Below are 20,685 nucleotides of genomic sequence, written 5' to 3'. Positions count from 1 at the left end.
ATGCCCATCTACGACTACCGCTGCCGGGACTGCGGCCTGTTCGACGCTCTGCGGCCCATGGCCGAGCGCGACCGGCCCGCGCCCTGCCCGGGCTGCGCCGAGCCCAGCGAGCGGGCCTGGGTGGAGGGCTCGCGCCTGCGCGAGATGGCGCCCGCCCGCCTGCTCGCCATGGCCGGCAATGAAAGAGCGGCGCATGAACCGCAGCGCTCGGCCGACTACACCCGCCTGCGCCACCCCGCCGGCTGCGGCTGCTGCCAGCCAGGCCGGCGCGGCAGCACCGTGACAGCGGCGAATGGCGCCAAGGCCTTCCCTTCCAAACGGCCCTGGATGATCAGCCACTGAATCATTCGTCTTTCTCGGGAGACCCCCATGCTTCTCGGACTGTCCTTGCTTTACGTGGGCGCCGTACTCTGCCTCAACGGCTTGTGGTTGCTGGGCCGGGTCGGCGACAAGGAGATTGCCCTCATCAATGTCTTTGTCGGCGGCGTCACCCTGAGCGTGGCGGCCTACTCGGCCTTCGGCCCCGGCGCCGATGCCGCCTCCATCAAAGGGGCGGCGCTGACCCTGCTGTTCACCCTGACCTATCTCTGGGTGGCCTTCAACCGCTACAACGGCGCCGACGGCCGTGGCCTGGGCTGGTTCTGCCTGTTCGTGGGCATGACGGCCGTGCCCGTGGCGCTGGACACCCTGGGCAGCGCCACCTCCGCCCTGAGCGTCTGGCTGGGCTGGTGCTGGGCCGCCTGGGCCCTGCTGTGGCTGATGTTCTTCGTACTGCTGGCGCTGGGCAAACCCATCGCCAAGCTAACCGGCGCCGTCACCCTGGCCCAGGGCGTGCTGACCGGTTGGCTGCCGGGTTATCTGATCCTCAGCGGGATGCTGAAGTAGCCAATTAGAGCGGCTAACAAAACTCAGCACAGCGGTCCTGGCTAGGCGCGCCGTCGAAGACAGTACAGCTGGTACGGCGAGACGGCGTAACGACGCCAGGAGAGTTTTGTGAGCCGCTCTTAGATCGGCAGCTCGGTGTAGTAGCGCCCGCCGTGGTAGATCAGCGGCAGCGCGCCCTCGCGGCGGCTGCAACTCTCCACCTCGCCGACGAAGATGACGTGGTCGCCCTCCTCGTACTGGCTGCGGTTGGCGCATTCGAACACGGCGGCCACGCCGTCCAGCACCGGTGCGCCGCCCGCGCCCTCGCGCCAGGCCACGCCGGCGAAACGGTCGATATCGCGGGTGGCAAAACGCTGGGCCAGCTCTTTTTGCTCGGCCGCCAGGATGTTGATGGCGTAGTGCGAGCCGCGGCTGAACACCGGCATGGAGCCCGCTTTCTGGCCCAGGCTCCACAGCACCAGGCGGGGCGACAACGAGACCGAATTGAAAGAATTGGCGGTCAGGCCGACCAGGCTGCCATCGGGCGCGCGGGCGGTGACGATGGTGACGCCGGTGGCGAACATGCCCAGGGCGGCACGGAACTGCAGCTGGCCTTCGTCCAGGGCGGGTGAGGAATGGGGCGTTCGAGACATGGCCGCATTGTCGGGCCTGGCTGCAGGCAGGGCTTGCGGCTCGTGAAAATGCCCGTAAATGCAATGACGTTAAGCTCACGCCAATGACTGCCTCAAACATCCCCCCCACCGCCTCGTTCGACCCCCATGCCGACCCCGTGCTGCCCAGCGCGCCCCGGCACGGCTTTGGCCTGTGCGCTTGCGCGGGCGGCGCCTGCCAAGCCCGGCAGAGTTCGCGCCGCTTGTTCACCGGCCTGCTGGGGCTCAGCGCCTTGGCACCCGGCGCCTGGGCGCGCGAGGGCGTAGACGTGGGCAAGAGCAGTTCCATGGCCAAGCTGGTGCCGGCCGAACAGGTCGAGGCCGCCGGCGCCCAGCAATACCAGCAGATGATGCGCGAGGCCGCCAACCAGCGCGCTCTGGCGCCTAACAACCATCCTCAGCTGATCCGGCTGCGCGAGATCGCCAAGCGCATCATTCCGCAGTCCGAACCCTGGAACCCGCGCGCCAAGCAGTGGCGCTGGGAGGTCAATCTGATCGCCAGTCCCCAGCTCAACGCCTTTTGCATGCCGGGCGGCAAGATCGCCTTCTACTACGGCATTCTGGACAAACTCAAGCTCAGCGACGACGAGGTTGCCACCATCATGGGCCACGAGGTCGCCCATGCCTTGCGTGAACATGCGCGCGAACGCATGGCCAAGACGCAGGCGACGCGCATCGGCGCCGGCCTGATTTCCAGCCTGCTGGGCCTGGGCGGCGTGGGTGACACCTTGCTGAATATGGGCGGGCAATTGCTGAGCCTGACCTTCAGCCGCGAGGACGAGAGCGAGGCCGATCTGGTCGGCATGGAGCTGGCCGCACGCGCCGGCTACGACCCGGCGGCGGGCATCTCGCTATGGCAAAAAATGGGGGCAGCTTCCAAGGGTGCGCCGCCGCAATGGCTGTCCACCCACCCGGCGGGGCCGACACGGATCAAGGACATCCAGGCCAATCTGCCCAAGGTCGAGGGCCTGTACGCGCGGGCCGACAAGCCCAAGCAGCGTTTTGACGTGGCGCCGGCCTTGCAGAGCCGGGCCGCAGCACAGTGAAGTGGCTTACCAGCGTGCCGGCAAGGCCTTGAGGCGGCGGTAGCGGCCATTGGCCACCCGCATCAGATAGCCGCCCTGTTCCAGGTCCTTGACCAGCTTGGACACCATCTCGCGCGAGCAGCCCAGGCGCTGGGCCATGGCCTGGTGGGTCAGCTGCACCTCGTCGGTGCTGACGGTGGCGGATTCCAGCAAGGCCTTCAAGCGGCCATACACATCGTTGAGCGCCAGTTGTTTGGTCGACAAGGTAGCGGCGCGGGCGCGACGTATCACCTTGGTCAGCAGCTCGAAGGCGAATTCGGGATGCTCGCTGATATGGGCCAGCAGGCTGGCGCGGGTCAGGATCACGCAGCGCGAGGCCTGCTCGGTGATGACGCTGGCCGAGCGCGGGCCGCCGTCCAAACTCATCTCGCCCACATACTCGCCGGGCCCGTAGATGCCGTAAGTCACCTCGCGTCCACGCGCATCGCAGCCGTAGACCCGCAGGCAGCCGGACAAGACCAGGTAGATGGCATCGCCCTGCGAGCCCTCTTCGATCAGCACCGTGCCACGGCGGTAGCTGCGCGCCATGCCGCGCCCGGCCAGCGAGCGCAGAGAGGCAGGCAATTCAGAAAAATCGGCAGTCGTGGTGGCCAGCGAATCAGCAGTTTCCATGGGAGTCGCGCCACAGCAGACGGTTGTGGTCGCGAACGGATGTTACGAGAGCCGTGCCGCTCATTCGTCGCGCTACTGCGACACACCCCCTTGCTAGCCAAGGGCAAGTCTCAATTGACTTCCATGCGAAGCGTAGACATCAGCGGCGGCAGCACGGCCAGCTGGCGCATCAGCTCGCCGATGCTGTCGGCGCCGGACTTGGCGCGTATGCTCTGGATCTGCGTGCGCACGGTGGAGATGGCCACCCCCTGCTGCTCGGCCACGAAGTTAGGGCGTACACCGGCGCTGAGCGCCTTCAGCACCTCGGTCTCGGTCGGGGTGAGGCCGTAGCGCAGGGCGAACCACTGGGCGGCCAGATCGCCGCAGAGCTGGCCGCGCTCCAGCACCAGCAGCACGGCGGCCTGGGACACGTCTTTGTTCAAGGGCACCACCACCACATTGGCGCGGCGTTCGCCGTCGCCCAGGCGCAGCAGGCAGCGGCGGCCTTCGCGCTCGGCCTTTAGCAAGGCATCGGCCAGGGGGGCGGCATCCTTGGCCTCGCGGCTGCGGATCTGGTTGGCGCTGATCTCCAGCGGGTGGTTCTCGTCCAGGCCACGCCGCGCCGCCAGATTGCAATGCAGGACGCGGCCTGCCGCATTGAGCAGGAGCACGCCGTAATCCAGCTCCTCCAGCACCAGGCTCATCCAATGGCTGCTGAGAGAGTCGGCCTGGCGTCGTTCGGGGCGGCTGGCGCGGGGACTGAAACTGCTGAGGGCGGGACTGCTGACCGGGGAGGCGAAAGTACTGCTCATACCGAACTCCTGAAGCATGGGGTCAATCGGTGGCGACACAGGGCAAGGCCAAGCGTAGGTCCATCACCCGGAGGGCCGCCGTAAATCTTCAAAGATTGCTTTGTGATCAATTTACGGCGATTTTCGAGACAAAGCCCATGGCTATTGGCATCTCTCGATTCGGCCCCTCCACACGCACGGACGAAAAAAAGCCGAGTCAGAGGACTCGGCTTCGATGGCAGGCCGGCGGCCGGCTGACTGGGGTCAATGCACGCCGTGCATCTTTTTCGTCATCCAGGGCGTCAGCAGCATCAGCACCACACCCGCGACGGCGGGGATGAAGGTGAAGATCAGGAAGAAGGTGGACATCGAGTAGGTGGTGGAGATGTAGTCGATGTAGGAGCCCGTCTTGCCGCCGATAAAGTTGGCGACGGCCGAGTTGAGGAACCAGACGCCAAACATCAGGCCCAGCAGGCGCGCGGGCGCCAACTTGCTGATGTAGGACAGGCCCACCGGCGAGACACACAGCTCACCCATGGTGTGCAGCAGATAGGCCAGGCAGAGGAAGAGCATGCTGATCTGCGCGGTCTTGGCGCCCGAGGGGATGCCGGCGGCACCATAGGCCAGGGCGGCAAAGCCCAGGCCCAGCAGCACCAGGCCGACGCCGAACTTGACCGGGCCGCTGGGGTTCCAGTGCTTTTCCCACATCTTGGAGAACATGGGCGCCAGGATGACCAGGAAGAAGGAGTTGAGCACGCCGAACCAGGTGGCCGGCACCTCGCTTTGGGCCATGGCGAACTCGCGGCCCAGCATCCAGATCACCAGGCCCCAGATCAGGGCGAAGGCAAGCACCAGCAGGAGGTTGCCCGTGAGCTGGCTGCTGCCGGTGGAGCGGTGCAACTGCCACAGCAGCCAGGTCAGGATGGCGGCGGGAATCACCGTCATCAGCGAGTTGACCACCTTGAAGATCAGGCCGCTGGTGCCGACCAGGGTACGGTCGGTGTAGTCGGCCGCGAAGATGGTCATGGAACCGCCAGCCTGCTCGAAGGCAAACCAGAAGAAGATGGTGAAGAAGGCGAACACGAAGATGGCCTTCAGGCGATCGGCCACCACATGGGCGGGCGTGTCGTCGACCGGTTGGGCGGCCTGCTGCTCCCGCTTTGGGGCGGCGCCGATATCGCCAAAAATACCCTGGCTGAAGAAGAATTGCAGAGCGCCCAGAATCATGAATACGCCGGCCAGGCCAAAGCCCAGATTCCAGGACACCTTCTCGCCGATATAGCCACACAGCGAGATGCCGAAGAAGGCCCCCGCGTTCACGCCCATATAGAACAAGGTGTAGCCGCCGTCGCGGGCGCCCTCGTTGTCCTTGTTGTAGAGCTGGCCGACGATGGCCGAGATATTGGGCTTGAACAAACCCGTGCCCGCGATCACCAGGGCCAGGCCCAGGTAGAAGGAGGGAACGGTCTCAAAGAACAGCGAGACATGGCCCGCCGCGATGATGAAGCCGCCCAGCACCACGGCGCGGCGCGTGCCCAGATAGCGGTCGGCCAGATAGCCGCCCAGGATGGGGGTGAAGTAGACCAGCATGGTGTACAAGCCGTACAGCGAGGTGGCGTCGGCGCGGCTCCAGCCCCAGCCGCCCTTGGCGGTTTCCGAGATCAGGAACAGCACCAGCAGGGCACGCATGCCGTAGTAGGAGAAACGCTCCCACATCTCGGTGAAGAACAGCACGAACAGGCTGTTGGGGTGGCCCAGAATGGTCTTGGGCAGCTGGATCTGATTGTTGTTATTCAAGCGACGCTCCGTTCTGCAAGGTCATGCACAGACCCGCGCCGCTCATGGCGGCGCGGGGAGGCCGCATTGTCACCGCTGCTTTTGGGCGATTGACGGGCACCACACTCGGGTTTTCCCGCGAATGCAGGCCATTTCCAAGCGATTTGAAGCGCCCACCCCCTTGCCCCCTTCCCTTCAAACAACAAGGGCCTCGTCCGGGCTCAGCTGCGGTAGCTGGGGTCCAGGCGTTCCAACTTGCGGATCAGGGCGGGCCAGGCGATGTCGGCCCCCATGCCGGCCGTGGCCGTCTTCATCACCGCCGCCGTCCCTTGCAGGATCTGCGGATGCACCGGCTGCAGCTCGCCACCCGCTTGGGCATCGATCTGGATGCGGCAGACGCTCTCGAAGATATACATGGACAAAAAGGCATCGGCAATGCTGGCGCCCACGGTCAGCAGGCCATGGTTGCGCAGCATCAGGAAGCGCTTGCTGCCCAGGTCGGCCTGCAGGCGCGGCTGCTCGGCCTCACGCAGGGCCACGCCCTCGTAGTCGTGATAGGCCAGCGAGCCCAGCACAAAGGTCGACTGCTGGCTGATGGGCAGCACCCCGCATTTCTGCGCCGCCACCGCCACACCGGCGCGGCTGTGGGTGTGCAGCACGCAGGCCGCGTCCTCGCGCACCTGGTGGATGCAGCTGTGGATGGTGAAGCCGGCCGGGTTGACCGGGAAGGGCGATTCGCTGAGCTTGTTGCAGGCCTGGTCGACCCGGATCAGGCTGGAGGCGGTGATCTCGTCGAACATCAGACCGTAGGGATTGATCAGGAACTGGTGCTCGGGCCCGGGGATGCGGGCGCTGATATGGGTGAAGACCAGATCACTCCAGCCATACAAGGCCACCAGGCGGTAGGCGGCCGCCAGCTCGCAGCGCAACTGCCACTCGGCCGCGCTGACCTGGCCTTGCAGGGAAGGGATGTGCAGGGATTCATTGAACTTGTTCATGCAGAGCGCTCCTGGCAATTGATGGCGTGGCGGCGGGGTGAGCCTGCATTCTGCGAGCCCGGCCCCGCATGGACTTGTCATTTGGCGACAAACAGTTACCATGGCGCGTCACCCCAGGAACACCCTCCCCCCGCCCCGCCATGACCCCTCTGATCCGGGCCGCCGCCCTGTCCGGCTATGAAGCGCAGGCGCACGCCCTGGGTCTGGACGCGCCGGCCCTGCTGCGCCGCTTCGGCCTCAGCCGCCAGGCCCTGGCCGACCCGGATTGCCTGATCCCCTACCGCGCCATGATGGAGCTGCTGGAGCACAGCGCCGCCGTGGCCGGCTGCCCCGATCTGGGCCTGCGCTTGTCGAATGGCCAGGGCCTGGAAAAGCTTGGGCCGGTGGCCGTGGTGATCGAGCATGCCGCCAGCCTGCACGAGGCCATCACCCTGGCGACGCGCTATATCTTTGTGCACAGCTCGGCGGTGCGCATGGCGACGCAGACGGTGCCCGGCCAGGCCGATCAGCTGGACCTCTGCTATCACATCGAGATGCCGGACGCGCCGCCCCATGCCCAGGCCCTGGAGCTGGCCCTGGGCGTGATGCTGCGCTGCCTGCGCCTGCTGGGTCAGGACCGCCTCCCCTTACTGGCCCTGCTGCTGCCCCATACGCGCCAGGCCAGCCTCGCCACCTACCGCCAGGCCCTGGACATCGAGGTCTTGTTCGAGCAGCCCTATGCCGCCGTGCGCCTGATCGCGCGTGATCTGAACCGGCCCCTGCCCAAGAGCAATGCCCTGCTGCGCCAGCTGGCCCAGGCCTATCTGGACCAGCAATTCAGCCAGCCCGAGCTGCTGTTCTCCGACCGGGTGCGCATGCTCTTGCGCCAGCTGCTGGCCACCGGCCAGGCTTCGCACCAGCAGGTGGCCCAGCGCCTGGCCATCCACCCCCGCACCTTGCAGCGCCGGCTGGGCGACGAGGGCAGCAGCTTTGAGCAGCTCAAGGACCTGGAGCGCCGCGCCCTGTTCGAGCAACTGATCCGCAAGCCCGACGGCCCCTCCATCGCCACCCTGGCCGATATGCTGGGCTATGCCGAGCCCTCGGCCCTGAGCCGCAGCGCCAAGCGCTGGTTTGGTCGCACGCCCACGCAGATGCGGGCCAAGGCCTGAAGCTAAGGACTTTCCCAGCCTGTCGCCAAATGATCATTTTTTGTCTCGCAAAGCCAATGCCTGTGCGCAGGAAAAGCCGCATCCTCGACCGGAGCCGGTCGTCGCACGCCGCACGATCTCTCTCGCCCCGCCCCGCCTGAAAGCCCAGCCATGAATATGAGCGCCTCCCTACAAGAACAGCTGCAGAACTGCCTGCTGCTGCAACGCGCCGCCTACCACGCGGACCCGGTCCCCACGCTGGCGCAGCGCCGCCAGGATCTGCTCACCCTGCAGCGCTTCATCCGCGATCACAAGGAGGCCTTGTGCGAGGCCATCAGCGCCGACTACGGCCACCGCTCCCGGCACGAGACCTTGCTGGCCGAGATCTTCCCCGCCATCGACGGCATTGACCAGGTGCTCAAGCACCTCAAGCGCTGGATGCGGCCGCAGCGCCGTGCGGTCGACCTGCGCAACTTCCTCGGTGCCAGCAACCGCGTCATCCCCCAGCCCCTGGGCGTGGTCGGCGTCATCGTGCCCTGGAACTTCCCGGTCAATCTGAGCCTGGTGCCGCTCACCTTCATCTTCGCCGCCGGCAACCGCGCCATGGTCAAGATGAGCGAGAACTCGCGCCATCTGGCCAAGCTGCTGATTGAACGCATGCCGGCCTACTTCCCGCCCGAGAAGCTGCAGTTCTTCGACGAGAGCGGCGGCGTGGGCATCGAATTCTCCAAGCTGCCCTTTGACCACCTGCTGTTCACCGGCTCGGGCCAGACCGGCCGCGCCGTGATGGCGGCCGCCGCGCAAAACCTCTGCCCGGTGACCCTGGAGTTAGGCGGCAAGGCCCCGGCCGTGCTCTGCGCCGACTTCCCGCTGCGCCTGGCGGCCGAACGCATCATGTTTGTGAAGTGCCTGAACGCCGGCCAGATCTGCACCACCGTCGACCATCTGTGGATGCCGGCCGATCGGGTCGAAGCCTTTGTCGGCGCGGCGCGCGAAATCGTCGCGGCCCGTTACCCGGCGCTCAGCTCAGCCGACTACACCGCCATCATCGACGAGCGCAGCTTCGACCGCCTGCTCAATGCCCTGGACGAAGCGCAGGCCGGCGGCGCCCGGCTGATCCCGCTTTTGCCCGGCCCGGCCTTTGAGCGCGCCACGCGCAAGATCAACCCCCACATCGTCTTGAACGCGCCCGCGGGCAGCCAGCTGGCCGAGCGCGAGATCTTCGGGCCCATCCTGCCGATCCGTACCTATGCCAAGTTAGAGGAGGTGGTGACGGCCATCAACGCCGGCCCGCGGCCCCTGGCGCTCTACCCCTTCAGCTACGACAAGCCCACGGTGCAAATGCTGCTGGACCGGGTGATGTCGGGCGGCGTCTCGGTCAACGATGCGCTCTTCCACGTAGGCCAGCACGACCTGCCCTTTGGCGGCGTGGGCGAATCGGGCATGGGCCATTACCACGGCCGCGAGGGCTTTGACACCTTCTCCAAGCTGCGCCCGGTGTTCTACCAAGCACGCTTTTCCAGCCTCAAATTCCTGATGCCGCCCTACGGCAAGTTCGCGGACCGGGTGCTGGCCTTTCTGACCCGCTAGCAGCCTCAGCGCGGCGCCGGCTGCGCCTGCAACCAGGCGCGCGGCGACTGCCCGGTCTTCTGCGCAAACAGGCGTGACAGGGCCGAGGCATTGGCATAGCCCAGCTCGGCGGCAATGGTCTTGACGGGCCGGCCCCGGCTCAGCTGGGCCTGGGCCAGGGCCAGGCGCCAATCGGCCAGATAGTCGGCCGGCGTCAGGCCTAGCTGCGCCTTGAAGCGGACCGCGAAGGCGCTGCGCGACATGCCGGCCAGCTCGGCCATGCGTGCCAGACTCCAGGCCTCGCCGGACCGTTCGTGCAAGGCCGTCAGCGTGCGGGCCAGGCGCTCGTCGGCCAGGCCAAGCAAGAGGCCCGCCGAGGGCGCATCGGCCGCCGGATGATCCAGCAGCCAGCGCAGCAGCTGCAGCAGCACGACCTCGAACAAGCGGTCCGCCAGCAGGCGCTGGCCGCAGCGCAGCTGCTCGGTCTCGGCGAACAAAAGCGCCAGGCTTTGCTCCAGGCCGGCGACCTCACGCAGGGGCAGGCAGATCAGCGGCGGCAGGGCGCGCACCAGCGGGTGGGCGGCACCGCCATGAAAGTCCAGGGTGGCGCAGACGAAATCGGCGCCCTCCACCGGCGCGTTGTGGAAGTCATGCGCCAGCGGACGCGGGTAGAACAGCAGGGTCGGCTCGTTGAAGCGCAAGCGCTGGGGCGCGCCGGCGCGGGCGGCACGGACGGTGGATGGCGCGTGCCGCAGCTCCATCTCGCCGCGCCGCAAAACATGCAGAAAACCCCGGCCCGGCTCGGCCGCGAAATGCGTCAGCCCGCACAGCGGCCCGGCATGGAAGAGATGGGCCCGCACCGGAAAACGCTCGAACAGGGCGGACAGGCGGTCCAGCGCGGGTGCGGCGGGGGAGCTGCTGGCTTGCGAAGTCATTCTGGACGATAAGGTTTGTTTGACGGACGAAACGATACCTATCGTAGCGCCATCCGCCAGACACTGGGATCACGCCGCAGCCAGACAGGCCGGCGATTGTGCAAACCCCCAAGCATCGAAAGTGAGCCCCTCATGAACCGCGTCCCCCTCATCGCCGCCGCCACCAGCAGCAACACCCAAACGCAAGCCTTGTTGACCCAGGTGCAGACCGCGTTTGGCGCGACGCCGAATATGTTCCGCGCCGTCGCCAACTCGCCGGCCGCGCTGCAAGCCATGTGGAGCTTTTTCGGCGCCCTGGGCGGCGGTGTGCTGCCGGCCGCCCTGGGCGAGCAGATCGCCGTGGCCGTGGCCAATCGCAATAGCTGCGACTACTGCCTGGCCGCCCACACGGCCCTGGGCCGCAAGGCCGGCCTAGTCGCCGAGGCCTTGAGCGCGGCCCAGCTCGGCGAGTCCGCCGATCCCAAGACCGCCGCCGCCCTGCGCTTCGCCCTGCGTCTGGTAGAGGCCCGTGGCGGCGTCTCGGCCGAGGAGGTGCAGGCCCTGCGTGCCGCAGGCTTTGATGACGGCGCCCTGGTCGAAATCATTGCCCATGTGGCCCTGAACACCTTCACCAACTACATCAATGTGGCGCTGGACACGCCGGTGGACTTCCCCGCCACGCCGCTGCGCCGCGCGGCCTGAGCAGGCTGATTTGAAATGCAGCGAAGATGCGGCTTTGCCCGCATCTCCTCGCCCCATGAACAAGCCCCGCCTTCTCGGCCATGTGCGCAGCGTGCTGGTCGGCCGCGCCGTCCCTTCTGCTCGCCCCGGCGTGCTCAGCGCCATCGCCAAACAGCCGGTGGCCGGGCGCGTCGCCGTGCACAAGCTGGGCCTGAGCGGCGATGAACAGGGCGATCTGCGCGTACACGGCGGGCCGGACAAGGCCGTGCATTGCTATAGCTGGTCGCATTACGAGGCCTGGCGCAGCGCCTTGCCGGACTGCACCCTGCTGCATGCCCCCGGCGCCTTTGGCGAGAACCTCAGCGTCGAGGGCGTGGACGAAGAAGGCATCTGCCTGGGCGACCAGTTGCGCATAGGCACGGCGCTGTTCAGCCTCAGCCAAGGCCGCCAGCCCTGCTGGAAGCTCAACGAGCGCTTTGCCCAGCAAGACATGGCCAAACAGGTGCAGAACAGCTTGCGCGCGGGCTGGTATCTGCGCGTCGACGGCCCCGGCGAAGTGGGCGCGGGCGATGCCATCGAGCTGCTGGCCCGGCCCTGCCCGCAGGCCAGCGTGGCCCGCCTGCTGCGCGCCATCCGTGACCGTGAGCAAGACCCGACCCAGCTGCGCGAGTTGCTGGCGCTGCCGCTGACCGAGTCCTGGCGCCGCCTGTTTGCCGGCCGCCTGAACTCGGGCCAGATCGAGGCCTGGGCGCCCCGCATGGGCGAGGAATGAAAGCTCAGCCGGGCTTGCGGCGCAGCCCCGTATCGACAACCTGCTCGCCATCCGACTTGGTGAAGGGCTGCAGCGGGCCCACCGGCAGCAGCTCCAGCACCTCTTCCGAGGGGCGGCACAGCTTGGCACCCAGGGGCGTGAGGACCACAGGCCGGTTCAGGAGAATCGGATGCTGGGTGATGAAGCCCAGCAACTGCTCATCGCTCCATTTCGGATCGGCCAGGCCTAACTCGGCAAACGGTGTGCCCTTCTCGCGCAAGAGGCCGCGCACGCCGACACCAACAGCGGCCACCAGCTCGCGCAAGCGCTCCAGCGAGGGCGGCGTCTGCAGATACTCGATCACCACCGGCTCCAGGCCGGCATGGCGGATCAGGGCCAGGGTGTTGCGCGAGGTGCCGCAGGCGGGGTTGTGGTAAATCGTGATCTGGGACATGGCGGCAAGGCGGGGCAGGTGGCAACAGGGGAAGGAAGCAGGCGCAGATCCTAGCCCATCGCCCGCCGAGAGCGGGTGCGCAGAGCGCCCACCCATGCCGGCCACAAGCCGCTTTTGCCTCAAGTTTGCAGCCAGGCCTCCGAAGTGAAGGCCGTCACCCACCGCTTTCCGGCAGGCAGAAAAATCAAAAACGGGACCTCATGCGGATTTGCTCGCTGTCATCGATCATCAGCCAGCTCAGGCTGGGGGAGCCGCTGAACTTCAATGTGTTCGACAGCCAGCGCCAGCCCCTGCTGGCGCGCGGACAGTTCATCAAAGACACGGCCCAGCTGGAGGAGCTGCTGCGGCGCGGCGCCCTGGTCGAGGTGGACGAGCTGGCCGAGGCCGTGGTGCAGCAACAGCAGCCGCCCCGGGTCCTCAGCCTCGCCCAGCGCCTGGCCCGCCTGCCGCAGGACTGGGAGCGCAGCTGCCGCGAGGTGCAACTGGCCCTCAACGCCGAGCCGGCCCGGCTGGCCGAGGCCTTGCATGCCAGCACCGATCAGATGCTGGCGCTGATCGACCTGGCCCCCGATGTGGCCCTGTCCCAGGTGGTGCGCCAGCCAGAGGGCGGCGCGGGGCATTACGGCGTTGACCACTCCATCCACGCCGCCACCGCCTGCCTGGCCACGGCCCGCTATCTGGGCTGGAGCCCGATGGAGCAGCGCCGCGCCTTCCAGGCCGCGCTAAGCATGAATCTGGGCATGCTGGACCTGCAGGCACGCCTGGCCACCCAGGTCTCGCCGCCCACGGCCCGCCAACGCGAGGCCATACGCGAGCACCCCGAGCGCAGCGTGGCCCTGCTCAGCGAGGCCGGCATCGACGATGCAGACTGGTTGGAAGCCGTGCTGCAGCATCACGAGCAGCCCGACGGTTCGGGCTACCCCAGCGGCTGCACCAGCATTGGCGAGCTGGCCGAGTTGCTGCGCTTTGCCGACATCTACACCGCCCGCCTCAGCCACCGCGCCCACCGGCCGGCCATGAGTGCCCACCAGGCCGGCCGCGAGATCCTGCAGATGGCCGAAGCCAGCCCGCTGGCCGCGGCCCTGATCAAGGCCTTTGGCATCTTCCCGCCGGGCTGCATGGTCAAGCTGGCCTCGGGTGAGCTGGGCATGGTGGTGCGCAACGGCGCCAAGGCCTACCACCCCCTGGTGGCGACGCTGACCAATCACCGCGGCGAGTCCCGCCCCAGCCCGCTGCTGCGCGACAGCGCGCGCGGCGAACATGCGGTGGTGGCCCTGCTCTCGGCCCAGTCCATGCCCATGCGGCTGACGGACGAGCGCGTCGTCAGCCTGATCAGCGCGGAGGCTTAGAACGTGTTTACGATCCCAGCGGGGCCGCGTTGAGACGCAATCGGGATGAGTTGCCCGCCCAGGCCGTGCAGCATGGGCTGTAGCCCATGCAAGGGGATGGGTGGGCAAATCGCCCGATTTCGTCTCAACCCGAAGGGCAAGCATCTTTTGCCTGCGGCGAAACTTCCGTTTTCGGGCGGCCTGCGGTGTTGCGCCCCTGGCCCATAGCCAGGCTATGGGCTCAGTGACGCGCCTTGCATCCCATCCCAAAAAGATGCTTGCGCGACCCCGCTGGGATCGTAAACACGTTCTTAGGGCTACAAGGTGTAGTCCCCACTGGCTTCCGGTTGATACAAGATGGCCAGGATCTGCGCCATCAAGGGCTCGCCATAAGGCGTTTGCCAACGCGCCAGATCGCCCACGCGGCAGCCCAGCAGGGCCGCGCCCAGCGGCGAGAACACCGACACCCGGCCCGCCTCGGCATCGGCATCCGCCGGGTAGCACAGCGTCAGCGTGCGACGACCGCCGTCCTGCGGATCGGCCAACTGGACTTGTGAATTCATGGTCACCACATCGGCGCCGATCTGGCGCGAGGGCAGCAGATCGGCATCGTCCAGCAACTGGTTCACCAGCGCCGGCGAGGCCAGGTGGGCGCCACGGCGCAGCAGCGCCTCGAGGCGGACATGATCGAGTTCGGTGAGCGTGCGCCCAGCCATTTCATCAGCGATGGTTTGCATGAGTTTGCAGCCTTTTTCATTCCTGTGAGAGGGCGAGGCCGGCGCCGCGCTTGCAGGCAGGCGCGGGTGCTCGGCTGCCCGGCAGCGCGGCTTGTTGCGGCTGGCCCGGCCGTCCCCGATGCGCGCGCCTGATTCAGTGGGCGAAGTGGGGGGCCGGGCTTAGGAATGTGCGGCGATGGCGGGCCTGCGGACCCCGGCCAGCCGCAAGAAGTCCCCGGGCGATTGCCGGTGGATGCGGTGGCGGCGATGGGCTTGCGAGGGCCGGGAACTCATGGCCCAAGTCTAGCCGCTCGGGCGAGCCGCTTGGGCGGCATGCGGCACCGCTACTTTCTGCGCTTGCCTTGCGGCCGGCGCTCAGCGATGGCACCGAGCGCGGCCGCACGCATCAGGCGGCGAAAGCTGGGGCATTCCAGATGGCTGGCGGCGCCGCAGACCGCGGCATGGCGCAAGCCCTCACGCAGGGCGGTCAGCTTGCGTATCGTCTGCTCCAGTTCCTCCGCCTTGCTCAACAACAAGGCCCGGTCGATATGCACCTTGCCATCGCTGGCAAACATCTGCGCGATCTCGTCGAGCGAAAAAGCCGCCGCCCGGCCCAGCGCGATCAAGGCCAGCCGCTCCAGCACCTCGGCGCCAAACAGCCGCCGCAGGCCCTGCCGCCCGATGGAACGGATCAGGCCTTTCTCTTCGTAGTAACGCAAGGTCGACGCGGGCAGGCCGCTGCGCTGCACCACCTGCGTGATGTCCAAAATCTCCATCGCCACCCCACTTGACTTCAAGCTGACTTGAGTTGGCAAAGTGTAGTTCCGGCCTCCTTCGAGGCCAGACAAGGAAGACGCGATGAACACAGAAAGCCCTTTTGAGAGCCCCCAAACCGCCCTCTGGCGTGGCCCGGCCGGCCAGGCCTGGGTGGCGGCACAGGCCGTGCTCGACTCCATGTTTCAGGCCTTTGCCGAGCGCCTGGTGCAAGCGGCCTTGGCCGCAGCGGCCCGGCGCGTGCTGGACATCGGCTGCGGCACCGGCAGCAGCACCCTAGCCTTGGCGCAGGCGCTGGGCCCGCAGAGCCAATGCCTGGGTGTCGATGTATCCGACCCCATGCTGGCCCTGGCGCAAGCCCGGCAAGCCGAACTGGGTCTGCAGGCCGCCTCCTTCATTCGCGCCGATGCGCAACGCCATCGGTTTGAGCCAGATCACTTCGACCTGCTAACCTCGCGTTTCGGCGTGATGTTCTTTGACGACCCGGTGCAAGCCTTTCAGAACCTGCGCAAGGCCGCCAAGGCCGGCACGGGTCGGCTGCATCTGCAGGCCTGGCGCAGCATGGCCGAGAACCCCTTCATGAGCACGGCCGAGCGCGCGGCGGCCCGCCTGCTGCCCCAGCTACCGGCCCGCCAGCCCGGCGCGCCCGGGCAGTTCGCCTTTGCCGATGGCGGCTGGGTCCGGGCCATGCTGGCACAGGCCGGCTGGGTGGAGGTCCAAGTCAAGCCCCTGGATGTCGACTGCGAATTTGCCGAGCGGGATTTGACGCTCTACCTGTCGCGCCTGGGGCCGCTGGGGCTGTGGCTGCAACAGCAGCCGGACACCCTGCAGCGCGAGACCATCATTCGGCATGTGCGAGGCGCTTTCCAGCCCTTTGTGCACGGCGATACGGTGCGTTTCAAGGCCGCCTGCTGGCAGATCAGCGCACGCGCACCGACGGCGCAAGAACAGTGACGGGGCGGCATGATGGGCCCAAATCCATGTTTCACATGCACGACCTGCTTCCTCGGCATGGGCGCGGGTCTGGCGGCGCGGCTGCAAAACCTGATCACGCATGCGATGTTCGGCCAGGGCTTGTATCTCAGCGCATGGCTGCGGCAGTGCCTGGCCTGAGGCGGGCCATATCAACCCTGCCAACCCCGCCAACCCTGCCTCAGAGCTTGAAGTCGTAATCCACCGTCAGCGGCGCATGGTCGCTGAATTTCTCGGCCTTGTAGATGGCCGCACGCTGGGCCAATGCGGCCAGCTTGGGCGTGGCGAAGTGGTAGTCCAGGCGCCAGCCCACGTTCTTGGCATAGGCCGCACCGCGGTTGCTCCACCATGTGTAGCACTCATCGGTGGTGTCGGGGTGCAGCTGGCGGTAGACGTCGACCAGGCCGCCCTGGCCCTTGGCCGTGCCGAAGAGCTGATCCAGCCAGGCCCGTTCCTCGGGCAGAAAACCCGAGTTCTTCAGATTGCCCTTCCAGTTCTTCAGGTCGGCTTCCTTGTGGGCGATATTGACGTCGGCCACCAGGATGAATTCACGCTCGGCCTTGAGGGCGGCCAGATGCGGGCGCATGGCGTCGAGAAAGCGGTACTTGGCCTCCTGCCGCTCGGGGCCGCTGCTGCCGCTGGGGAAGTAGCAGCTGATCAGGCTGAGCTTGCGGCCGGGCTTGTCGAAACGCTTTTCGATATAGCGGCCCTCGAAGTCAAACTCCTCCACGCCCATGCCGATGATGAGCTCACTGGGTTCCTCGCGGGTGTAGAGGCCCACGCCCGAGTAACCCTTTTTCTGAGCGTAGTGGAAATGGCCTTTAAGCGGCCCCGACTCGCAAAAAACCCCGGCCACATGCTCGTCCTGGGCCTTGACCTCCTGCACGCCCAGGGCATCGGCCTGCTGCTGTGGCAGCCAGTCAAAAAAACCCTTGGTCGCGGCGGAGCGGATGCCGTTCAGATTGGCGGTGATGAAGCGCATAGGAGTGGTGACCGGGTGGTGTTCAAAAGGAGCGGCCAGTATCGCAGCAGGCCCGGCCAGGTTTTGGCAGCAGTGAAGCGGGCGGATGCCGGCCGGTCTGCTGCATTTAGACAACAGAAAGGGCGGCAATCCACAGCTTTATGGCGCGGCGATGACTTTCAGGCACATGGCTTGCTAGATTCGACAGCCTGTCGGGCAAGTGCCCTGCGGTCAGCGTCCACCGCACTTCCAGCCGGCGCTTGCCCGACGCCCTAAACCCCAGCTTCCATCCCTTCTGCCCCTCCGGAGTACCCATATGAGCAGGCTTCAATCATCGCCTATTGCCCCGCGCCAGATCGCGCTATCCGTCGCCCTGGCCCTGACCGCCTGGCCCGCAGCCCAAGCCCTTGCGCAGGAAAAGTCGGCCGACAAGACCCAGCTTGAAACCGTGGTCATCACGGCCGAGCGCCGGGTTGAGAACATCAAGGATGTGCCGATCGCCGTCTCCACCCTCTCTGGCGAAAAACTCGACGTGCTGGCTTCTGGTGGCCAGGATGTACGGTTTCTGTCGGGCCGGGTGCCCAGCTTGAACATCGAGTCCTCCTTCGGTCGAGCCTACCCGCGCTTCTACATCCGCGGCTACGGCAATACCGACTTCCGCCTCAATGCGTCGCAGCCGGTTTCAGTGCTGTTTGACGATGTGGTGCAGGAGAACCCTATCCTCAAGGGCTTCCCGGTGTTCGACCAACGCAATGTAGAAGTGCTGGCCGGCCCGCAAGGCACTTTGTTCGGCCGCAACACACCGGCCGGCGTGGTCAAGTTCGACTCGGTTCGGCCCAGCAAAAAGCAGGACGCCTACATCAGCGCCAGCTACGGCAGCTACGGCAGCTACAGCTTGGAGGGTGCCGCCAATCTGCCCTTGAGCGGCGACTGGTCGGCGCGCATTTCCGCGCAAACCCAACACCGCGACAACTGGGTCAAGAACACCAACCCCAAGGGGCCGACCCAGGAGACCGAGGGCTATCGTGACAGCGCCGTGCGCCTGCAAGCCTTGTATGAGCCGAGCCAGACATTCAGCGCCTTGTTCAATCTGCACCACCGCGATCTGGACGGCAGCCCGCGCCTGTTCCGCGCCAGCATCATCAAGCCCGGCAGCAATGAGCTGATCGACGGCTTTGACCCGGCCAAAGTCTCGCTGGATGGCGTCAACAAGCAAACCCTGACCCAGACCGGCGGCTCGATGAAGCTGAAATGGGCCCTGCCGGAGTTCACCGTGCATGCCATCACCGGCATTGAGACGGTCAAACCCTTCAGCCGCGGTGACATTGACGGCGGCTCGGTCTACAAATTCCCGCAAGGCCCGGGCGAGGCCGGCTTCCCGGTGGAAACTTCGGACGCCTTGGACGGCCACCGCCAGCTGTCGCAAGAGCTGCGCCTGGAGTCCAATACCAGCGGCCCGCTGCGCTGGCAAGCCGGTGTCTACCTCTTCGATGAACGCTACACCGCCGTGGCCCAGGACTACATCACCCCGCTGACCACCAGCACCCACCAAACCAACAAGGCCTGGGCGACGTTCGGCTCGATCAACTACGAGCTGAGCAAGGAACTCAAGCTGCGCGCCGGCCTGCGCTACACCAAGGACAAGAAAGAACTGTCCACCCAAACCACCGACCCCCAACGCATCCAGGCCGGTAATGGCCTCAGCCTGAGCACCGATGACGCGAAGTGGAACTGGGATGCCTCCGCGACTTACGCGCTGAACAAGGACACCAATGTCTATGCGCGGGTGGCCACCGGATTCCGGGCTTCGTCCATCCAGCCAGCGGCTGAATTCAATCCGCAGTCCTTTGCCGGCCCCGAAGATGTGATCTCCTATGAATTGGGCCTGAAGGCGGATCTGTGGGACCGCCGAGCACGTTTGTCGGCCGCCTTGTTCAATTACGAGGTGAAGAACCAGCAATTCACCGCCGTGGGCGGCGGCAACAATGCCAACCGCCTGATCAATGCCAAGAAGGTGAACGGCCAGGGCGTCGAGTTCAATCTGGAGCTCTTGCCCATCGACCATCTGCTGCTGACCCTGGGCGGCAGCTACAACAACACCAAGATCAAGGACGGCAACTTGCAGGTCGAGGCTTGTGGCGCCTCTTGCACCTTGCGTGACCCGATCACCGTGCCCAAGAACCCAGGGGCTTTCAAGTTCTCGGACACGGTGTTGATCGATGGCAACTCGCTGGCCCAAGCACCTCAGTGGATCGGCAACCTCACCGCCCGTTACACCATCCCCACCGCGGCCGGCAATGAGTTCTACATCTACACCGACTGGGCCTACCGCAGCGCCGTCAACTTCTTCCTCTACGAGTCGGTGGAATTCACCGGCAAGCCCCTGACCGAGGGCGGCCTGCGCGTGGGCTATGTCTGGGGCAATGGCAAGTACGAGGCCGCCGGCTTTGTGCGCAATATCACCGACCAGAAACGCGTCACCGGCGCCATCGACTTCAACAATCTGACCGGCTTCATCAATGACCCGCGCACCTTCGGCGCGCAGTTCAAGGTCATTTTCTAAAGCCGTTTTTCAGCGGTAGGCCTCAATCCTGGCGCCGTCGATGCGGTAACCGCTCTCGCCCGAAGCCGAACCCTGGCGCGCCAGGGTCAGCCGGCCGCTGACGCGCACGGTGCTCATGCTGCGCAGCGTCTTGGCCAGCGCCTGGCCCTCGGCCAGGCGCACGTAGACGATCTGGTTGGCGGGCGGCGGCGGTGTGTGGATGCAGGCGCCGAAGTAAGGCACCAGCAGGAACTCGCTCAGGCCTGCCTTGCCCGTCTGCAAGGGCACCACATAACCCGGCAGACGCACGGGCCGGCCTTCGAGTTCGGGCCGGGTCGGCGCCGCGTCCAGGGTTTCACGCAGTTGCTGCATCATCTCGTTCGCCTCGGGGCTGCCGTCTTGCAGGCGGCCCAGCTCCAGCACGCCGAACTTGGCGTAGGGGTTCCAGCCCTGCGGCACCAGAGCCTCCCAACGGTCGATCCCGCCTTGAGCGGCGGCGGGTGGCGGCAGCAGCAGGCAGACGACGGCCGCCCCGGCGGCCGAGAGTGCAGAGAATTGTTTAGCGATTGGGCGCCACATGGTTGGCCTCCAGTTGATAGCCGCTGGCCGCGACATCGCTGGCCAGGTTCAGCACCCGCAGGCGCCCGCTGACCGTGACGACATCCATGGACCGCAAGCCCTTGACCTGCTCGGCCGCGACGATGTGAACGATCTGGTTGGACGGCGGCGGCGGCGTGTGGATGCAAGCGCCCGCATAGGGCACGAGCAGAAATTCGCGCATGCCGCCCCAGCTCATCGTCAGGGGCACGACATATCCACGCAGCTTGACGACCTGACCGTCCAGTTCGGGCCGCGTCGGGGCCAGGCTGCGGGCCGCCTTTGTCGCAAGTCGCCATTCACCGCCAAGCCCGGCGCTTTCGCCCACATGCTTGTGCTTGGGGTCCGGCCTGGGCTGTTGCGCCCGCAAGGCGGGCGGGACCAGCTCGGCCCACGGCAGGAGCGCCAGGGCAGGATCATCGCGGCCCAGGGCCTGCTTCTGCTCGGGCAAGGCGTCACGGTGCCAGTAGGCCGCCGCCAGCAAAACGAGCAGCACTAGCGGGATCAGGGCCAGCCAGCGCAT

General features: G+C 66.4%; 22 protein-coding genes. 10 read left to right on the top strand and 12 right to left on the bottom strand.

The window, feature by feature from the left end:
* Both HNP55_RS06010 and HNP55_RS06005 read left to right on the top strand, forming a co-directional pair.
* Complete coding sequence (locus HNP55_RS06010) at positions 1 to 342, top strand: zinc ribbon domain-containing protein (protein WP_184297210.1); 342 nt, start codon at positions 1 to 3, stop codon at positions 340 to 342.
* 27 nt (positions 343 to 369) lie between these two features.
* Positions 370 to 885, top strand: coding sequence for an AmiS/UreI family transporter (locus HNP55_RS06005; protein WP_184297208.1), 516 nt, complete (start codon positions 370 to 372; stop codon positions 883 to 885).
* A 119-nt stretch (positions 886 to 1,004) separates the two neighbouring features.
* Here HNP55_RS06005 and HNP55_RS06000 read toward each other — a convergent pair whose 3' ends face one another.
* Complete coding sequence (locus HNP55_RS06000) at positions 1,005 to 1,517, bottom strand: flavin reductase family protein (protein ID WP_184297206.1); 513 nt, start codon at positions 1,515 to 1,517, stop codon at positions 1,005 to 1,007.
* An 83-nt stretch (positions 1,518 to 1,600) separates the two neighbouring features.
* Here HNP55_RS06000 and HNP55_RS05995 point away from each other — a divergent pair, with 83 nt between their 5' ends.
* Positions 1,601 to 2,581, top strand: a complete 981-nt coding sequence (locus tag HNP55_RS05995; protein ID WP_184297204.1) for a M48 family metallopeptidase — start codon at positions 1,601 to 1,603, stop codon at positions 2,579 to 2,581.
* 6 nt (positions 2,582 to 2,587) lie between these two features.
* On the opposite strand, the gene HNP55_RS05990 is transcribed toward HNP55_RS05995, so the two are convergent.
* The 4 genes from HNP55_RS05990 to HNP55_RS05975 form a co-directional block, all read right to left on the bottom strand.
* On the bottom strand, positions 2,588 to 3,232 hold the full coding sequence (locus HNP55_RS05990) for a Crp/Fnr family transcriptional regulator (RefSeq protein WP_184297202.1): 645 nt from the start codon (positions 3,230 to 3,232) through the stop codon (positions 2,588 to 2,590).
* A gap of 110 nt (positions 3,233 to 3,342) precedes the next feature.
* A complete protein-coding gene (locus HNP55_RS05985; RefSeq protein WP_184297199.1) occupies positions 3,343 to 4,023 on the bottom strand; it encodes a helix-turn-helix transcriptional regulator in 681 nt (226 codons plus the stop codon).
* A gap of 243 nt (positions 4,024 to 4,266) precedes the next feature.
* Entirely contained in the window at positions 4,267 to 5,799 is a 1,533-nt protein-coding gene (locus HNP55_RS05980; RefSeq protein ID WP_221439480.1) for a peptide MFS transporter, read from the bottom strand.
* Positions 5,800 to 5,999: 200 nt separating this feature from the next.
* Complete coding sequence (locus HNP55_RS05975) at positions 6,000 to 6,776, bottom strand: class II aldolase/adducin family protein (RefSeq protein ID WP_184297197.1); 777 nt, start codon at positions 6,774 to 6,776, stop codon at positions 6,000 to 6,002.
* 140 nt (positions 6,777 to 6,916) lie between these two features.
* Between HNP55_RS05975 and HNP55_RS05970 the strand changes: the two genes are divergently transcribed.
* Together HNP55_RS05970 and HNP55_RS05965 are read left to right on the top strand one after the other, a co-directional pair.
* Positions 6,917 to 7,924, top strand: a complete 1,008-nt coding sequence (locus HNP55_RS05970; protein ID WP_184297195.1) for an AraC family transcriptional regulator — start codon at positions 6,917 to 6,919, stop codon at positions 7,922 to 7,924.
* Between the two features lie 150 nt (positions 7,925 to 8,074).
* On the top strand, positions 8,075 to 9,493 hold the full coding sequence (locus tag HNP55_RS05965) for a coniferyl aldehyde dehydrogenase (RefSeq protein WP_184297193.1): 1,419 nt from the start codon (positions 8,075 to 8,077) through the stop codon (positions 9,491 to 9,493).
* Positions 9,494 to 9,498: 5 nt separating this feature from the next.
* Here the strand turns inward: HNP55_RS05965 and HNP55_RS05960 are convergent, their stop codons facing one another.
* On the bottom strand, positions 9,499 to 10,407 hold the full coding sequence (locus tag HNP55_RS05960; RefSeq protein ID WP_184297191.1) for an AraC family transcriptional regulator: 909 nt from the start codon (positions 10,405 to 10,407) through the stop codon (positions 9,499 to 9,501).
* A gap of 132 nt (positions 10,408 to 10,539) precedes the next feature.
* Here HNP55_RS05960 and HNP55_RS05955 point away from each other — a divergent pair, with 132 nt between their 5' ends.
* Positions 10,540 to 11,088, top strand: a complete 549-nt coding sequence (locus HNP55_RS05955; RefSeq protein ID WP_184297189.1) for a carboxymuconolactone decarboxylase family protein — start codon at positions 10,540 to 10,542, stop codon at positions 11,086 to 11,088.
* Positions 11,089 to 11,143: 55 nt separating this feature from the next.
* On the top strand, positions 11,144 to 11,839 hold the full coding sequence (locus HNP55_RS05950; protein WP_184297187.1) for an MOSC domain-containing protein: 696 nt from the start codon (positions 11,144 to 11,146) through the stop codon (positions 11,837 to 11,839).
* Between the two features lie 4 nt (positions 11,840 to 11,843).
* Here the strand turns inward: HNP55_RS05950 and arsC are convergent, their stop codons facing one another.
* A complete protein-coding gene (gene arsC, locus HNP55_RS05945; RefSeq protein WP_184297185.1) occupies positions 11,844 to 12,272 on the bottom strand; it encodes an arsenate reductase (glutaredoxin) in 429 nt (142 codons plus the stop codon).
* Positions 12,273 to 12,472: 200 nt separating this feature from the next.
* Between arsC and HNP55_RS05940 the strand changes: the two genes are divergently transcribed.
* On the top strand, positions 12,473 to 13,621 hold the full coding sequence (locus tag HNP55_RS05940) for an HD-GYP domain-containing protein (protein WP_184297183.1): 1,149 nt from the start codon (positions 12,473 to 12,475) through the stop codon (positions 13,619 to 13,621).
* Between the two features lie 296 nt (positions 13,622 to 13,917).
* Here HNP55_RS05940 and rnk read toward each other — a convergent pair whose 3' ends face one another.
* Both rnk and HNP55_RS05930 read right to left on the bottom strand, forming a co-directional pair.
* Positions 13,918 to 14,337, bottom strand: coding sequence for a nucleoside diphosphate kinase regulator (gene rnk, locus HNP55_RS05935; protein ID WP_184297181.1), 420 nt, complete (start codon positions 14,335 to 14,337; stop codon positions 13,918 to 13,920).
* A gap of 323 nt (positions 14,338 to 14,660) precedes the next feature.
* Positions 14,661 to 15,092 (bottom strand): helix-turn-helix domain-containing protein, encoded by a 432-nt coding sequence (locus HNP55_RS05930; RefSeq protein ID WP_184297179.1) that lies wholly within the window; start codon positions 15,090 to 15,092, stop codon positions 14,661 to 14,663.
* An 82-nt stretch (positions 15,093 to 15,174) separates the two neighbouring features.
* On the opposite strand from HNP55_RS05930, the gene HNP55_RS05925 reads away from it, so the two are divergent.
* Positions 15,175 to 16,044 carry a class I SAM-dependent methyltransferase gene (locus HNP55_RS05925; RefSeq protein WP_184297177.1) on the top strand — a complete coding sequence of 290 codons (870 nt, stop codon included), beginning with the start codon at positions 15,175 to 15,177 and terminating at the stop codon, positions 16,042 to 16,044.
* Positions 16,045 to 16,243: 199 nt separating this feature from the next.
* Here the strand turns inward: HNP55_RS05925 and HNP55_RS05920 are convergent, their stop codons facing one another.
* Positions 16,244 to 17,044, bottom strand: coding sequence for an exodeoxyribonuclease III (locus HNP55_RS05920; protein ID WP_184297175.1), 801 nt, complete (start codon positions 17,042 to 17,044; stop codon positions 16,244 to 16,246).
* 295 nt (positions 17,045 to 17,339) lie between these two features.
* Between HNP55_RS05920 and HNP55_RS05915 the strand changes: the two genes are divergently transcribed.
* Positions 17,340 to 19,586 (top strand): TonB-dependent receptor, encoded by a 2,247-nt coding sequence (locus tag HNP55_RS05915; RefSeq protein ID WP_184297173.1) that lies wholly within the window; start codon positions 17,340 to 17,342, stop codon positions 19,584 to 19,586.
* Positions 19,587 to 19,595: 9 nt separating this feature from the next.
* Here HNP55_RS05915 and HNP55_RS05910 read toward each other — a convergent pair whose 3' ends face one another.
* Together HNP55_RS05910 and HNP55_RS05905 are read right to left on the bottom strand one after the other, a co-directional pair.
* Positions 19,596 to 20,144 (bottom strand): DUF3299 domain-containing protein, encoded by a 549-nt coding sequence (locus tag HNP55_RS05910; RefSeq protein WP_184297171.1) that lies wholly within the window; start codon positions 20,142 to 20,144, stop codon positions 19,596 to 19,598.
* Entirely contained in the window at positions 20,125 to 20,685 is a 561-nt protein-coding gene (locus HNP55_RS05905) for a DUF3299 domain-containing protein (RefSeq protein WP_184297169.1), read from the bottom strand. The genes HNP55_RS05910 and HNP55_RS05905 overlap by 20 nt, the downstream gene beginning before the upstream one ends.

The organism is Roseateles oligotrophus, from assembly GCF_014204525.1.
GTDB classification, from domain to species: domain Bacteria; phylum Pseudomonadota; class Gammaproteobacteria; order Burkholderiales; family Burkholderiaceae_C; genus Paucibacter_A; species Paucibacter_A oligotrophus_A.
Note: the sequence above shows the minus strand (reverse complement) of the source record. Positions and strands in the feature narration are given on the sequence as shown.